Raw genomic sequence first — 15,568 nt, forward strand, 5'->3', positions numbered from 1 at the left:
TTGGCACAATGGTCCCGTGACCTCGCCAACCGTCCTGGACCCGGCTATCGCCGGCCGCCTCAAGCGGGACCCGCAGGGACTCGTGGCCGCCGTCGTCCAGCAGCACGACACCGGCGAGGTCCTCATGCTCGGCTGGATGGACGACGAGGCGCTGCGCCGGACGCTCGCCGAGGGACGCGTCACCTTCTGGTCGCGGAGCCGCTCCGAGTACTGGCGCAAGGGCGACACGAGCGGCAACGTCCAGCTCGTGCGGTCGGTCGCACTCGACTGTGACGGCGACGCCCTGCTCGTGCGCGTCGACCAGGTGGGCGCCGCCTGCCACACCGGCGACCGCACCTGCTTCGACGCAGGCGACCTCGACGCCCAGGTGGGAGAGCTGTGAGCGACGTCGGCCCGGACCTGGCGTTCGGGTCGACCTGGCCCAGCCTGGAGACCTTCCAGATCCTCGCCAAGGACCGCCGGGTGATCCCTGTCGTCCGGCGGCTGATGGCCGACGCCGAGACCCCCGTCGGGGTCTACCGCAAGCTCGCCAAGGACGCCCCCGGCACGTTCCTGCTCGAGTCCGCCGAGCACGGTGGCGTGTGGTCGCGGTACTCCATCGTCGGTGCGGCGAGCCGGGCCACGCTCACCGAGAAGGACGGCCAAGCCCACTGGGTCGGCGAGCCCCCGGTCGGGGTGCCGACCGCGGGCAACCCCGTCGAGGCGCTGCGCGACACCGTGGCCGCGCTCGCCACCGAACCGATCACCGGGCTTCCCCCACTCACCGGGGGCATGGTCGGCGCCATCACGTATGACGCGGTGCGGCGGTGGGAGCGCGTCACCCCTGCAGGCACCGACTCCCTGCCGGACGTGCTCGGGCTGCCCGAGATCTCGATGATGCTCGCCACGGACCTCGCGGTGCTCGACCACGCCGACGGCTCGGTGCTGCTCGTCGCCAACGCCATCAACTACGACGCGACCGACGAGCGCGTCGAGCTGGCCTGGGCCGACGCGGTCGCACGGCTCGACGCGATGACCAGCGACCTCGCCGCCCCGGCGCCGAGCACCGTCGCCACCGTCGACCGCGAGACGTTCGACCGCGCTCGCCACGAGGTGCGCAGCAACCTCACCCAGGCCGAGTTCGAAGAGCTGGTCGAGAGCGCCAAGGAGGACATCCGCGCGGGAGAGGTCTTCCAGGTGGTGCTGTCCCAGCGCTTCTCCACCCCGTGCGCGGCCGACTCACTCGACGTCTACCGGGCCCTGCGGTCGTCCAACCCCAGCCCGTACATGTACCTCCTGCGCATCCCGGTGGGGGACGGCACGACCTACGACATCGTCGGCAGCTCGCCCGAGGCCCTGGTCAAGGTCACCGGGCGGCGGGCCATCACCCACCCGATCGCCGGCTCGCGGCCCCGGGGGAAGTCTCCCGAGGAGGACCAGCTCCTCGGCGAGGACCTCCTCGCCGACCCCAAGGAGCGGTCCGAGCACGTCATGCTCGTCGACCTCGGCCGCAACGACCTGCAACGCGTCTGCGAGCCCGGGACCGTGGACGTCGTCGAGTTCATGGACATCCGGCGGTACTCCCACGTCATCCACCTCGAGTCGACCGTGGTCGGCGACCTCCAGCCCGGCCGCACGGCCTACGACGTCCTCGCAGCGACCTTCCCGGCCGGCACCCTGTCCGGCGCACCCAAGCCCCGGGCCCTCAGCCTGATCGAGCACTACGAGCCCAGCCGCCGCGGCGTCTACGGCGGCGTGGTCGGCTACCTCGACTTCCACGGAGACCTCGACATGGCGATTGCCATCCGCACGGCCGTGATCAAGGACGGCCAGGCCCACGTCCAGGCCGGAGCCGGCATCGTCGCCGACTCGGTCCCCGCCGCCGAGTACCAGGAGACCGTGAACAAGGCAGCCGCCGCCCTGCGTGCCGTGGCGACCGCGGCCGCGCTGAGGACCGTCCGATGAGCCGCCTGCGACCGACGTCCAAGCTGACCGTCGTGCTGCTGGCCCTGGTGGGTGCGTTCCTGCTGCTGGTGAGTGGCTCTCGCACCTGGGTGGAGGGCACGGTCAACGACCCGGTGCTCGGGGCCAGCCGGGTGCTCGGCACGGGCGGCGACGTGGCCTCCGGGGTCACCGCCCTGGCGCTCGTGGCCGCTGCCGCGGCGCTCGCCAGCACGACCTCCGGGCCACTCGTCCGACGGCTGACCCTGACTGCCCTGGGTCTGGCGGGGCTGGGCGTTGCTGCGCTGGGCATCAGGGTCGTGCTCGACCCCCCCGGCGTCCTCGGCTCGGTGGCCGCGCGCGCCGCTGGACGCACCGGCAGCCTCGAGACCCACGCCACCCTCACCGCGTGGCCGTGGTTGTCCCTCGTCGCAGCGGTCCTCCTCCTGCTGGCGGCCGCCGGCGGCTGGGCAGGCGCGTCTTCGTGGCGCGGGCTGGGTGCTCGCTACGAAGCCCAGGGCACGACGAGCACCGGCGCCCGCGGCCAGCGGGTGGGCACCGACTGGGACCGTCTCGACGCTGGCGACGACCCCACAGCCGGCACCTGACACAATGGCCTCGAGCCCCGGCCGGCGATCACCGGCACCCGACCCACAGGAGCCAGCACCCATGGCAGAGCACGAGATCCACGAAGACCACGGCCACAGCGTCGCCGCGTGGACAGCCGTCATCATCATCCTGGTCGGCTCGGCTGTGGCGTCGGTGGCGGTCATCGTCCAGAGCACGCCGATCTTCGTCGTCGGCATCGTGATCTGCATCATCGGTGCGGTGGCGGGCAAGCTGCTGGGCATGGCGGGCTACGGCGGCAGGACCATCGACGGCCCGGACAGCCCCGACAGCAGCAAGCCCGAGGTCGGCATCCACTGACCCCTGCAGGACGTCCTGGGCTGTCCGCCTCGTGACCCGGGGCGGGTGGCCCCGGGTTCGCTGGATAGCCTGTGCGCATGCCCACCGTGCTCGACGACATCGTTGCCGGCGTCCGCGAAGACCTCGCCGACGCACAGGCACTCGTCCCTCGGGCGCGCATCGAGCAGCTCGCGGCGCAGGCCCCGGTGGCGCTCGACGCCGAGGCGGCCCTGCGTCGGCCCGGCCTGTCCTTGATCGCCGAGGTGAAGCGGGCCAGCCCGAGCAAGGGTGCCCTGGCCGACATCGCCGACCCGGCTGCCCTGGCGGCCGACTACGAGGCCGCGGGGGCCACAGCAGTGAGCGTCCTGACCGAGCGCCGGCGCTTCCGCGGCTCCCTCGATGACCTCGACGCAGTGCGCAAGGCGGTGCGGGTTCCGGTGCTGCGCAAGGACTTCATGGTCGACGACTACCAGCTGTTCGAGGCTCGGGCCCACGGCGCCGACCTCATCCTGCTCATCGTCGCCGCCCTCTCGCAGGATGAGCTCGTGCGCATGCAGGCGCTGGCGCGAGAGCTCGGCATGACCGCGCTGGTCGAGGTCCACGACGAGACCGAGACGGCGCGGGCCGTGGACGCCGGCGCCACCGTGATCGGCGTCAACGCCCGCAACCTCAAGACCCTGGCGGTCGACCCCGAGACCTTCGGTCGGCTGGCCCCGCTCATCCCCGGCGACTGCGTCAAGGTCGCCGAGTCCGGCATCGCGGGGCCGGCCGACGCGGCACGCTACGCAGCCGAGGGTGCCGGGGCGGTCCTCGTCGGCGAGGCGCTGGTGCGCGACGGCGACCCTCGCCGCGCGGCATACGACCTGATCGCGGCGGGAGCCCAGTCATGACCGAGTTCACCCCCGAACCGCTCGCGCGCCCGGGTCGCTTCGGCGACTACGGCGGCCGGTACGTCCCCGAGGCCCTCATCCCGGCCCTCGACGAGCTCGACGAGGCCCGTCGCAAGGCCATGGTCGATCCGGTGTTCCTCGGCGAGCTCGAGCGGCTGCATCGCACGTACACCGGACGGCCCAGCATCATCACCGAGATCCCGCGCTTCGCCGCCCACGCCGGTGGCGCGCGGATCATCCTCAAGCGCGAGGACCTCAACCACACCGGCTCCCACAAGATCAACAACGTCCTCGCCCAGGCCCTGCTCACCAAGCGCATGGGCAAGACCCGCGTCATCGCCGAGACGGGCGCCGGGCAGCACGGCGTGGCGACTGCGACCGCTGCGGCGCTCATGGGCCTGGAGTGCGTCATCTACATGGGCAAGGTCGACACCGAGCGCCAGGCCCTCAACGTCGCGCGCATGCGCATGCTCGGCGCGACGGTCGTCGCCGTGCCCACGGGCAGCGCGACGCTCAAGGACGCCATCAACGACGCCCTGCGCGACTGGGTCACCAACGTCGGCACGACCCACTACATCCTGGGCACCGTGACCGGCCCGCACCCGTTCCCCGAGATGGTGCGCGACTTCCACCGCATCATCGGCGTGGAGGCGCGCGGCCAGGTCCTCGACCTGACCGGTCGCCTGCCGGATGCCGTGATCGCGTGCGTGGGCGGCGGGTCCAACGCCATGGGCATCTTCCACCGGTTCATCGACGACGCCGGGGTGCGGCTCATCGGCATCGAGGCCGGGGGAGAGGGCATCGAGTCCGGGCGCCATGCCGCGCGGTTCGCCGCGAGCGAGCCGGGGGTGCTGCACGGCACCTTCAGCTACCTCATGCAGGACGACGACGGCCAGACCCTCGAGTCCCACTCGATCTCGGCGGGCCTCGACTACCCCAGCGTGGGTCCAGAGCACGCCTACCTGCGCGACACCGGGCGCGCCGAGTACCGCTACGCGACCGACGCCCAGACCATGCAGGCCTTCGAGCTGCTGTGCCGCACCGAGGGCATCATCCCGGCGCTCGAGTCCGCCCACGCCCTCGCCGGGGCCATCGAGGTCGGCCGTGAGCTGGGCCCCGACGCCCTGCTCCTGGTCAACCTGTCCGGCCGTGGCGACAAGGACATGCACACGGCCGCGGAGTACTTCGGCCTCATCGACGAGTTGGGCCCCGCCCAGTGAGTATCGGCGTCTCCGAGGTGCTCCAGCGGTGCCGCGACGAGGGTCGGGCAGCGCTCGTCGGCTACCTGCCCGTCGGGTTCCCCTCGGTTCCGGGTTCGATCGAGGCGATGGTGGCGATGGCCGAGGCCGGCGTCGACATCGTCGAGGTCGGCGTGCCCTACAGCGACCCGCTCATGGACGGCCCGGTCATCGCGTATGCCGCGGACCAGGCCCTCAAGCGCGGGGTGCGGGTGGGCGACGTCTTCACCGCCACCCAGGCTGTCCGCGACACCGGCACCCCTCCGCTGGTCATGAGCTACTGGAACCTCATCCTGCGCCACGGCCCCGCCCAGTTCGCGCGCGACCTCGCCGCAGCTGGTGGAGCCGGCATCATCACGCCCGACCTCATCCCCGACGAGGCCGGGCCGTGGATCCAGGCCAGTGACGAGACCGGTCTGGACCGCATCTTCCTGGTCGCCCCGAGCTCGACTCCCGAGCGGCTCGCCTACGTGACCCGTCAGTGCCGCGGCTTCGTGTATGCCGTGTCGCACATGGGCGTCACGGGAGCCCGAACCTCCATGGGTGATGCCGCCGAGGTCATCGTCCGTCGCACCAAGGCGGTCACCGACACCCCCATCTGCGTCGGCCTGGGCGTGTCCAGCGGTGACCAGGCTGCCGAGGTGGCGGCGTACGCCGACGGCGTGATCGTGGGCTCGGCGCTCGTACGCTGCCTCACCGACGCCGACGACCCGCAGGCGGGTCTGAAGGCACTGCGGGGCCTGGTCGAGGAGCTGGCCGACGGCGTGCGCAGGGGACGGTGATGGAGACCCTGCGCAGTGCGCGGGTCCGGGACCTGGTCGGTCTGCTCGCGCGCGTGGTGCTCGGAGCGGTGGTGCTCGCGGCCGGCGCGCTCAAGGTGGGCCACCCGGAGACCTCGGCGCGGTCGGTGCGGGCCTACCAGCTGTTGCCCTTCGACGTCGCCGGGTACGTCGGCTACGCCTTGCCGATCCTCGAGATCGCGGTCGGGATCCTGCTCGTCGTGGGGTTGTTCACCCGGGTCAACGCCGTCATCGGCGGGGTGCTCATGGGCGCCTTCATCGTCGGGATCGCGTCTGCCTGGGCCCGCGGCCTGTCCATCGACTGCGGCTGTTTCGGCCACGGGGGAACCATTGCGGCCTCCCAGACGCAGTACCCCCAGGAGATCGCCCGCGACCTCGGGTTGCTCGCCTGCGCCGTGTGGTTGGCCGTACGGCCGCGCACGGCATACAGCCTTGACCGCCTGCTCTTCCCCGGAGCGGGCACCACCGTTCCACACCCTGACGAAGGATCCGTCGCATGAGCAACGCCGCCGCCCGCCGGAGCAAGATCGAGGCTGCTGCGCCCAAGGGCGGGGGCGGCGCCAACCGCGCCGTCGTCGCCACGGTGGTCGCCGTCCTCGTGATCGCGGCGGTGGTCACGGCGGTGATCCTCAGCAGCCGGGGCAGCCAGCAGGCCGCCTCGACCGGAGGCTCGACGCTGCCCAAGAACGTCGCAGCCATGGGGGCCGGCATCGTCGTGAACCCGGGGGCTCCGGCGAACGTGCCGACGATGGACCTCTACGAGGACTTCCAGTGCCCCGTCTGTGGCCGGTTCGAGCAGCTCTACGGGACGGATGTCACCCAGCTCGCCGCCCAGAACAAGGTCAAGCTCGTCATCCACACGCTGAGCTTCCTCGACGACAACCTGCGCAACGACAGCTCGAACCGCGCAGCCAACGCCGCGGCCTGCGCCGCTGACGACGGCAAGTTCCTCCAGTACCACGCGGCGGTGTTCGCCGGGCAGCCGGCGAAGGAGGGCGCGGGCTACACCGACGCCCAGCTCGCGTCGTTCGCCCAGACAGCCGGCATCACGGGATCCGCGCTCACGGCGTGGCAGTCCTGCTACTCGGCCAAGGCCCACAACCAGTACGTCCAGTCGGTGCAGACCCAGGCCGACAAGGACGGGGTCAACGGCACGCCGACCATCAAGCTCAACGGCGCCACCGTCGCCCTCTCGACGCTCACCGCCCCGCAGTCGCTCGACGACGCCGTCAAGGCCGCCACGAAGTGACTCGCGCTCTGCCCGCCTTCATCCCCAGCCCTACCACGGGCGTCTGGCACCTGGGGCCGTTCCCGATCCGGGCTTACGCCCTGTGCATCCTCGCCGGGATCGTCGTGGCCGTATGGATCACCGGGCGACGGCTGGTCGACCGCGGCCACCCGCGCGAGCTGGCCATCGACATCTCCGCCTGGGCCGTGCCGTTCGGGATCGTCGGCGGTCGGCTCTACCACGTCATCACGACCCCACAGCCGTACTTCGGTCAGGGTGGTCACCCGATCCGGGCGTTCTACATCTGGGAGGGCGGGCTCGGCATCTGGGGCGCCGTCGCGCTCGGAGCCGTGGGCGCGTGGATCGGGGCCCGTCGCCAGGGGGTCTCGTTCCTCGACTTCATCGACGCGGCGGCACCCGGGGTCGCGCTCGCCCAGGCCCTGGGCCGGTGGGGCAACTGGTTCAACAACGAGCTCTACGGGCGCCCGACCACCCTGCCGTGGGGCCTGACGATCCATGAGTGGGACCAGTCAGCGGGTCATGCCGTGCGTGACGCCGCCGGGCACCCGATCGTCCTCGGCACCTTCCACCCGACCTTCCTCTACGAGTCGCTCTGGTGCCTGCTGCTGGCGTTGGTCCTGGTGCTCGCCGACCGGCGGTTCGCGCTGCGTCGTGGGCAGGTGTTCGGGCTCTACGTCGTCGGTTACCCCCTCGGCCGGGTGGTCTTCGAGCTGATGCGCAGCGACGAGGCCAACCACATCCTCGGCCTGCGGGTCAACGTGTGGACCAGCATCGTCGTGTTCCTGCTCGGCCTGGTGATCGTGTGGCGCTCCAGACGTCACGACGTGGCGGTCGCCGACCACGCCGCATCTCAACATCCGGAATGAGGCGGCTCACATAGCGGGACGCTGAGGGCACCCGGTATTCTTCCTCCTGCCGTGGCCAAGGCCGTCCACGAGCGTGACCGGTGTGCCCTCGCATGTGATTCATCTGGGGTCCACAACGCACTTTGACCCCCAAGGACGGTGACCCGAACGTGACTTTCGCGCGCTTCTCCGCCCAGCCCGCAGACACCGGGCTGTACCGCCGCGAGTTCGAGCACGACGCCTGCGGGGTCGCCCTCGTGGCCACGCTGCGGGGGAGCGCCGGGCACGACATCGTCGACCACGCCCTCACAGCCCTGCGCAACCTCGAGCACCGCGGCGCCACCGGCGCCGACCCGCTCGTGGGCGACGGGGCAGGCATCCTCACCCAGGTGCCCGACGCGTTCTTCCGGGACGTGGTCGACTTCGACCTGCCCGTCGCGGGGGCGTATGCCGTGGGCACGGCGTTCCTGCCGGGCGACGAGGTGCTCCGGGCGCAGGTCACCGCCCGGATCGAGGAGCTCGCGACGGAGGAAGGCCTCACCGTCCTCGGGTGGCGCGATGTCCCCGTGGCCGCCGAGCTGGTGGGCCAGGCAGCCCGCGACTGCATGCCGTTCTTCCGCCAGCTGTTCGTGTCGGCCACGGTGGGGCGCATGGTCGGCCTGGGGCTCGACCGGTTGGCGTTCTGCCTGCGCAAGCGGGCCGAGCGCGAGACCGAGGTCTACTTCCCCTCCCTGTCGTGTCGCACCGTCGTCTACAAGGGCATGCTGACCACGGGCCAGCTCGAGCCGTTCTTCCCCGACCTGTCGGACCGCCGGTTCGAGACCCAGCTGGCGCTGGTGCACTCCCGGTTCTCGACCAACACCTTCCCGAGCTGGCCGCTGGCCCACCCGTACCGGTTGATCGCCCACAACGGCGAGATCAACACCGTCAAGGGCAACCGCAACTGGATGCGGGCGCGCGAGAGCCAGCTCGTCTCCGACGTCATCCCGGGGGACCTCGAGCGGCTCTTCCCGATCTGCACGCCGGCGGCATCCGACTCCGCGTCGTTCGACGAGGTGCTCGAGCTGCTCCACCTCGGTGGCCGGTCGCTGCCCCACGCCGTGCTCATGATGATTCCGGAGGCCTGGGAGAACCACGAGGAGATGGACCCCGCTCGCAGGGCGTTCTACGAGTTCCACTCGACGTTCATGGAGCCGTGGGACGGCCCCGCCTGCGTCACGTTCACCGACGGTTCGCTGATCGGGGCGGTGCTCGACCGCAACGGCCTGCGGCCCGGACGCTACTCGGTGACCGACGACGGCCTCGTCGTGCTGGCGTCCGAGGCAGGGGTGCTCGACCTCGACCCGACCCGCGTGGTGCGCAAGGGCCGCCTCCAGCCCGGGCGGATGTTCCTTGTCGACACCGAGCACGGCCGGATCGTGTCCGACGCCGAGGTGAAGGCGTCGCTGGCGTCCCAGCAGCCCTACGAGGAGTGGCTGCACGCTGGGCTGATCCACCTCGACGACCTGCCCGAGCGCGAGCACATCGTGCACACCGCGGCATCCGTCGCGCGCCGTCAGCAGACCTTCGGCTACACCCAGGAGGAGCTCAGGATCCTGCTGACGCCGATGGCCCGGACCGGGGGAGAGGCGCTCGGTTCGATGGGCACCGACACCCCGATCGCCGTGCTGTCCGCGCGCCCCCGGCTCATCTTCGACTACTTCACCCAGCTTGTTCGCCCAGGTGACCAACCCGCCGCTGGACGCCATCCGTGAGGAGCTCGTCACCTCGCTCGGCACGGTCATCGGGCCCGAGGGCAACGCGCTCGGGGCGAGCCCGGCGCACGCCCGCCAGGTCGTGCTCCCGTTCCCCGTCATCGACAACGACGCGTTGGCCAAGATCGTGCACGTCAACGCCGACGGCGACCTGCCCGGCTACGCCACCCATGTGGTCCGCGGCCTCTATGACGTCACCGGCGGCGCCGAGGCGATGAAGGCGCGCCTCGAGGAGATCTTCACCGAGGTCTCCGCGGCGATCGCCGAGGGCGCCCGCTTCGTCGTCCTGTCCGACCGCGACTCCGGTCGCGACTACGCCCCGATCCCGTCGCTGCTGCTCACCTCCGCGGTGCACCACCACCTCATCCGCGAGAAGACCCGCACGCTGGTGGGCCTCGTGGTCGAGGCCGGCGACGTCCGCGAGGTGCACCACGTGGCGCTGCTCATCGGGTATGGCGCGGCCGCGGTCAACCCGTACCTCGCGATGGAGTCGGTGGAGGACCTCGTCCGCTCCGGCTCGATCGAGGGGGTCACGCCGGACCAGGCGGTCAAGAACCTCATCAAGGCTCTGGGCAAGGGCGTCCTCAAGGTGATGTCCAAGATGGGCATCTCGACGGTCGCCTCCTACCGCGGAGCCCAGGTGTTCGAGGCCATCGGGCTGTCCCAGGAGCTCGTGGACCGGTACTTCACCGGCACGGTGTCCCAGCTCGGCGGAGTCGGGCTCGACGTGGTCGCCGCCGAGACCGCGGCCCGGCACGCCGCGGCATACCCGCCGGACGGCGTGCGCCTCCCGCACCGCAAGCTCGACGTGGGCGGGGAGTACCAGTGGCGTCGTGAGGGCGAGCCGCACCTCTTCGACCCCGACACGGTCTTCCGGCTGCAGCACTCCACCCGGCAGCGCCGTTACGACATCTTCAAGCAGTACACCCAACGGGTCGACGAGCAGTCCGAGCGGCTGATGACCCTGCGCGGGCTTGTTCCAGTTCACCGAGTCCGCCGACCGGCCGCCGGTGCCCATCGACGAGGTCGAGCCGGTCAGCGAGATCGTCAAGCGGTTCAACACCGGCGCGATGAGCTACGGCTCCATCAGCCAGGAGGCCCACGAGACCCTCGCCATCGCCATGAACCGCCTGGGCGGTCGGTCCAACACCGGTGAGGGCGGCGAGGACGTCGAGCGGCTGCTCGACCCCGAGCGGCGGTCGGTCATCAAGCAGGTGGCCTCAGGGCGCTTCGGCGTCACCTCGCTCTACCTCACCAAGTCCGGCGACATCCAGATCAAGATGGCCCAGGGCGCCAAGCCCGGCGAGGGTGGCCAGCTGCCCGGTCACAAGGTCTACCCATGGATCGCCTCGACCCGGCACTCGACGCCCGGCGTCGGCCTGATCAGCCCGCCGCCGCACCACGACATCTACTCGATCGAGGACCTGGCCCAGCTGATCCACGACCTCAAGAACGCCAACCCCGAGGCCCGGATCCACGTCAAGCTCGTCTCGGAGATCGGGGTGGGCACCGTGGCCGCGGGCGTCTCCAAGGCGCACTCCGACGTCGTGCTCATCTCGGGCCACGACGGCGGCACCGGCGCCTCGCCGCTCACCTCGCTCAAGCACGCGGGCGGGCCCTGGGAGATCGGGCTCGCCGAGACCCAGCAGACACTCGTGCTCAACAGCCTGCGCGACCGGATCGTCGTCCAGTGCGACGGCCAGCTCAAGACTGGTCGTGACGTCGTCATCGCCGCGCTGCTCGGTGCAGAGGAGTTCGGGTTCGCCACCGCGCCGCTGGTCGTGTCCGGCTGCGTGATGATGCGGGTCTGCCACCTCGACACCTGCCCGGTCGGGATCGCGACCCAGAACCCCGAGCTGCGGGCGCGCTTCTCCGGCAAGCCCGAGTTCGTCGAGACCTTCTTCGAGTACATCGCCGAGGAGGTGCGCGAGCACCTCGCCGCACTCGGCTTCCGCACGGTCGAGGAGGCCATCGGCCAGGTCTCGGCCATCGACGCCACCCGCGCGGTCAACCACTGGAAGGCGTCCGGTCTCGACCTCTCGCCGATCTTCGCCGACGTCCAGAGCCCTGATGGTTCGGCCCGTCGCAACACCACCGTTCAGGACCACGGCCTCGAGAAGGCCCTCGACCACACGCTGATCACCATGGCGCGCGAGGCGATCAACGACGGCACGCCGATGACCGGCGAGGTCGCCGTGCGCAACGTCAACCGCACCATCGGCACGCTGCTCGGCCACGAGGTCACCAAGGCGCACCCCCACGGGCTCGAGGACAACACCATCGAGCTCACCCTGGTCGGCTCTGCGGGTCAGTCCCTCGGCGCGTTCCTGCCGCGCGGCATCACGCTGAGACTGCTCGGCGACGCCAACGACTACGTCGGCAAGGGCCTGTCGGGTGGGCGCATCGTCGTGCGGCCCGACCGGGCGGCCCCGCTGCAGGCAGACCAGAACGTCATCGCCGGCAACGTCATCGGTTACGGCGCCACCACCGGCGAGATCTTCCTGCGCGGCAAGGTCGGCGAGCGCTTCTGTGTGCGCAACTCGGGCGCCGCCGCGGTCGTCGAGGGCGTGGGCGACCACGGCTGCGAGTACATGACCGGTGGCAGCGTCGTCGTCCTCGGGCCGACCGGCCGCAACTTCGCCGCGGGCATGTCCGGTGGGGTCGCCTACGTGCTCGACCTCGACCACCAGCGGGTCAACGGCGAGCTCGTCGACCTCTCCGGCCTGCGCCCCGAGGACGAGACGGCGCTGCGCGAGCTGCTGACCAAGCACGTCCAGTGGACCGAATCACCAGTCGCAGCAGGCCTGTTGGCCGACTGGGAGGGCGCGCGGTCGCGCTTCACCCTGGTCCTGCCCCGTGACTACCAGCGCGTCCTCGACGTGCGCGCCGCCGCAGAGGCGGAAGGACTCGACGTCAACGGCTCCGAAGTCTGGGAGCGGATCATGGAGGCCTCCCGTGGCTGACCCCCAGGGATTTCTGAAGACCCGTGAGCGCGAGCTGCCGGCGCGACGTCCGGTGCCGGTGCGCATCCGCGACTGGAAAGAGGTGTACGAGGAGCAGGAGCTCGGGCAGCTCCAGCGACAGGCCGGGCGCTGCATGGACTGCGGCATCCCGTTCTGCCACAGCGGCTGCCCCCTCGGCAACCTCATCCCTGAGTGGAACGACCTCGCCTGGAAGGGCGACTGGCGAGAGGCCATCGAGCGCCTGCACGCCACGAACAACTTCCCGGAGTTCACCGGTCGACTCTGCCCGGCTCCGTGCGAGACGGCCTGTGTCCTCGGCATCAACCAGCCCGCCGTGACGATCAAGCAGATCGAGGTCACGACCATCGACCGGGCCTTCGACTCCGGGTACGTCCTGCCCCAGGCGCCCGAGCGCCTCTCGGGCAAGACCGTCGCCGTGGTGGGATCGGGTCCGGCCGGTCTGGCCGCGGCCCAGCAGCTCACCCGCGCCGGTCACACGGTGGCGGTCTACGAGCGGGCCGACAAGCCCGGCGGGCTGCTCCGTTACGGCATACCCGAGTTCAAGATGGAGAAGTCGGTCCTCGACCGCCGCATCGCGCAGATGGAGGCCGAGGGCACCCGGTTCCGCAGCGGGGTCGACGTCGGCAACGACGTCACCGGCAAGCAGCTGCGCGACCGGTACGACGCGGTCGTGCTCGCCATCGGTGCGACGGTGCCGCGCGACCTGCCGGTCCCGGGCCGCGAGCTCGACGGCGTCCTGCAGGCCATGGACTTCCTGCCCCCGGCCAACCGCGTCGCGCTCGGCGAGGCCGTCGAGGGCCAGGTGACGGCCGAGGGCAAGGACGTCATCGTCATCGGCGGCGGCGACACGGGCGCCGACTGCATCGGCACGTCCCACCGCCAGGGCGCGCGGTCCGTCACGAGCCTGGAGATCATGCCCCAGCCGGGTGAGGACCGCGCCGCGAACCACCCGTGGCCGACGTACCCGATGCTCTTCCGGATCGCCTCGGCTCACGAGGAGGGCGGCGAGCGGGTGTATGCCGCGTCGACCAAGGAGATCATCGGCCAGGACGGCAAGGTCAGCGGTATCCGGGTCGTCGACGTCCGCATGGGCGACAAGGGGTTCGAGGAGGTCGAGGGCACCGAACGCGTCCTGCCGGCCCAGCTGATCCTGCTGGCCATGGGGTTCCTCGGCCCGCAGGGCGAGGGCGTCGTCGAGCAGCTGGAGGTCGAGCTCGACGAGCGGTCCAACGTCAAGCGGGACCGCGAGTTCATGTCGTCGGTGCCGGGCGTCTTCGTGGCGGGAGACGCGGGTCGCGGTCAGTCGCTCATCGTCTGGGCGATCGCCGAGGGGCGGTCCGCCGCCGCGGGCGTCGACCGGTACCTCACCGGCGAGACGGCGCTGCCGCGGCCGGTCAACCCGACCGACCGGCCACTGGTCGTCTAGTGCTGTCCGCAGGGTGACCGGCGTCACGTCCGGCGCCCTCGACCGATAGGGTCAAAGTCATGCGTCGCGCCAAAATCGTCTGCACCCTCGGCCCGGCAGTTTCCACTCCGGAGCGGATCCGTGAGCTCGTCTCCGCGGGCATGGACATCGCCCGGCTGAACCTCTCGCACGGGGCGTATGCCGACCACGAGGAGATCTACCGCCACATCCGCGCAGCGAGCGACGAGAGTGGCCACGCGGTCGGCATCCTCGTCGACCTGCAGGGCCCCAAGATCCGCACGGCGCGGTTCAAGGACGGCCCGGTCGACCTGGCGGCCGGTGACGTCTTCACCATCACCACCCGCGACGTCGACGGCGACAAAGACGAGGTCGGCACCACGTACAAGGGCCTGCCGGGGGACGTCCACGTCGGGGACCTGCTGCTGATCGACGACGGCAAGGTCGCCCTCGAGGCCATCGAGGTGACCGACACCGACGTCCGCACCGTCGTGCGCGTCCCGGGCACGGTCTCCAACAACAAGGGCATCAACCTGCCGGGGGTCGCGGTTTCCGTCCCGGCCCTGTCCGAGAAGGACAAGGAGGACCTGCGCTGGGCGCTGCGACTGCGGGCGGACATGATCGCCCTGTCGTTCGTGCGCTCCGCGAAGGACCTCGACGACGTCTACGAGGTCATGGACGAGGTCGGCGCCCGGCTGCCGGTGATCGCCAAGATCGAGAAGCCCCAGGCCGTCGACAACCTCGAGGAGATCATCGCGGCCTTCGACGGCGTGATGGTGGCGCGCGGTGACCTCGGCGTGGAGCTCCCGCTCGAGGAGGTGCCGATCGTGCAGAAGCGCGCGATCGAGCTCGCCCGGCGCCAGGCCAAGCCCGTCATCGTCGCCACCCAGGTGCTCGAGTCGATGATCGAGAACCCTCGCCCGACTCGCGCCGAAGCCTCCGACGCGGCGAACGCCGTCCTCGACGGCGCCGACGCGCTCATGCTCTCGGGTGAGACGAGTGTGGGGGCCCACCCGATCGAGGCGGTGCTGATGATGGCTCGCATCATCGAGAGCACCGAGGAGCACGGGCTCGAGCGCATCCCACCCCTTGGCACCCGCCCGCACACCATGGGTGGCGCGGTGTCGGCCGCGGCGGTCGAGATCGGCGAGCTGCTCGGCGTGAAGTACCTCATCACCTTCAGCCAGTCCGGCGACACCGCGAAACGCATGTCCCGCATCCGCCCGCGGATCCCGATGCTCGCGTTCACCCCTGAGCAGCACACCCGGTCGCGCCTCGCGCTGGCCTGGGGGATCGAGACCTTCCTCGTGCCGATGGCCCGGCACACCGACCAGATGGCCCGTCAGGTCGACCTGACCCTGCTCGCCAACGGCCGGGCCAAGGAGGGCGACCTGGTCGTCATCGTCGCGGGGTCGCCGCCCGGCATCCCCGGGTCGACGAACGCGCTGCGCGTGCACAAGATGGGCGACGCGATCAACAAGGTCGCGCCGGCCTACGAGGACCTCGACACCGGGTCCGCCTGAGCCATCGGGAGCCGGCCGTTATGCTGGCCCCGCGCC

12 protein-coding genes and 1 pseudogene are annotated in these 15,568 nt (G+C 71.0%); all 13 read left to right on the top strand.

Annotated elements, in window-relative coordinates; translation table 11 throughout:
* Window positions 1-16: 16 nt before the first annotated feature.
* The 13 genes and pseudogenes from hisI to pyk all read left to right on the top strand — a co-directional run bounded on the left by hisI (window position 17) and on the right by pyk (window position 15,532).
* A complete protein-coding gene (gene hisI / locus GKE56_RS03620) occupies window positions 17-382 on the top strand; it encodes a phosphoribosyl-AMP cyclohydrolase (RefSeq protein ID WP_154683387.1) in 366 nt (121 codons plus the stop codon).
* Complete coding sequence (locus GKE56_RS03625) at window positions 379-1,944, top strand: anthranilate synthase component I (RefSeq protein ID WP_154683388.1); 1,566 nt, start codon at window positions 379-381, stop codon at window positions 1,942-1,944. The genes hisI and GKE56_RS03625 overlap by 4 nt, the downstream gene beginning before the upstream one ends.
* Window positions 1,941-2,528: a Trp biosynthesis-associated membrane protein gene (locus GKE56_RS03630; RefSeq protein WP_154683389.1), complete on the top strand. Its 588-nt coding sequence runs from the start codon at window positions 1,941-1,943 to the stop codon at window positions 2,526-2,528. Before GKE56_RS03625 ends, GKE56_RS03630 begins: the two co-directional genes overlap by 4 nt.
* Before the next feature lie 61 nt (window positions 2,529-2,589).
* Window positions 2,590-2,847 (top strand): HGxxPAAW family protein, encoded by a 258-nt coding sequence (locus GKE56_RS03635; RefSeq protein ID WP_195908223.1) that lies wholly within the window; start codon window positions 2,590-2,592, stop codon window positions 2,845-2,847.
* Window positions 2,848-2,924: 77 nt separating this feature from the next.
* Window positions 2,925-3,716 (top strand): indole-3-glycerol phosphate synthase TrpC, encoded by a 792-nt coding sequence (trpC, locus tag GKE56_RS03640; RefSeq protein ID WP_154683390.1) that lies wholly within the window; start codon window positions 2,925-2,927, stop codon window positions 3,714-3,716.
* Complete coding sequence (gene trpB, locus GKE56_RS03645) at window positions 3,713-4,936, top strand: tryptophan synthase subunit beta (protein ID WP_154683391.1); 1,224 nt, start codon at window positions 3,713-3,715, stop codon at window positions 4,934-4,936. Before trpC ends, trpB begins: the two co-directional genes overlap by 4 nt.
* A gap of 2 nt (window positions 4,937-4,938) precedes the next feature.
* Window positions 4,939-5,736: a tryptophan synthase subunit alpha gene (gene trpA / locus GKE56_RS03650; RefSeq protein ID WP_154685599.1), complete on the top strand. Its 798-nt coding sequence runs from the start codon at window positions 4,939-4,941 to the stop codon at window positions 5,734-5,736.
* Window positions 5,736-6,254, top strand: a complete 519-nt coding sequence (locus GKE56_RS03655; protein WP_154683392.1) for a DoxX family protein — start codon at window positions 5,736-5,738, stop codon at window positions 6,252-6,254. The genes trpA and GKE56_RS03655 overlap by 1 nt, the downstream gene beginning before the upstream one ends.
* Window positions 6,251-7,003 carry a thioredoxin domain-containing protein gene (locus GKE56_RS03660; RefSeq protein WP_154683393.1) on the top strand — a complete coding sequence of 251 codons (753 nt, stop codon included), beginning with the start codon at window positions 6,251-6,253 and terminating at the stop codon, window positions 7,001-7,003. The genes GKE56_RS03655 and GKE56_RS03660 overlap by 4 nt, the downstream gene beginning before the upstream one ends.
* Window positions 7,000-7,869: a prolipoprotein diacylglyceryl transferase gene (gene lgt, locus GKE56_RS03665; protein ID WP_370518449.1), complete on the top strand. Its 870-nt coding sequence runs from the start codon at window positions 7,000-7,002 to the stop codon at window positions 7,867-7,869. The genes GKE56_RS03660 and lgt overlap by 4 nt, the downstream gene beginning before the upstream one ends.
* 149 nt (window positions 7,870-8,018) lie before the next feature.
* Window positions 8,019-12,565, top strand: a pseudogene (gene gltB / locus GKE56_RS03670) (glutamate synthase large subunit).
* Window positions 12,558-14,012, top strand: coding sequence for a glutamate synthase subunit beta (locus tag GKE56_RS03675; RefSeq protein WP_154683394.1), 1,455 nt, complete (start codon window positions 12,558-12,560; stop codon window positions 14,010-14,012). The pseudogene gltB and the gene GKE56_RS03675 overlap by 8 nt, the downstream one beginning before the upstream one ends.
* Before the next feature lie 59 nt (window positions 14,013-14,071).
* On the top strand, window positions 14,072-15,532 hold the full coding sequence (gene pyk / locus GKE56_RS03680; RefSeq protein WP_154683395.1) for a pyruvate kinase: 1,461 nt from the start codon (window positions 14,072-14,074) through the stop codon (window positions 15,530-15,532).
* Window positions 15,533-15,568 lie beyond the last annotated feature (36 nt).

It is taken from the genome of Nostocoides sp. HKS02 (genome assembly GCF_009707485.1).
Lineage (GTDB): Bacteria > Actinomycetota > Actinomycetes > Actinomycetales > Dermatophilaceae > Pedococcus.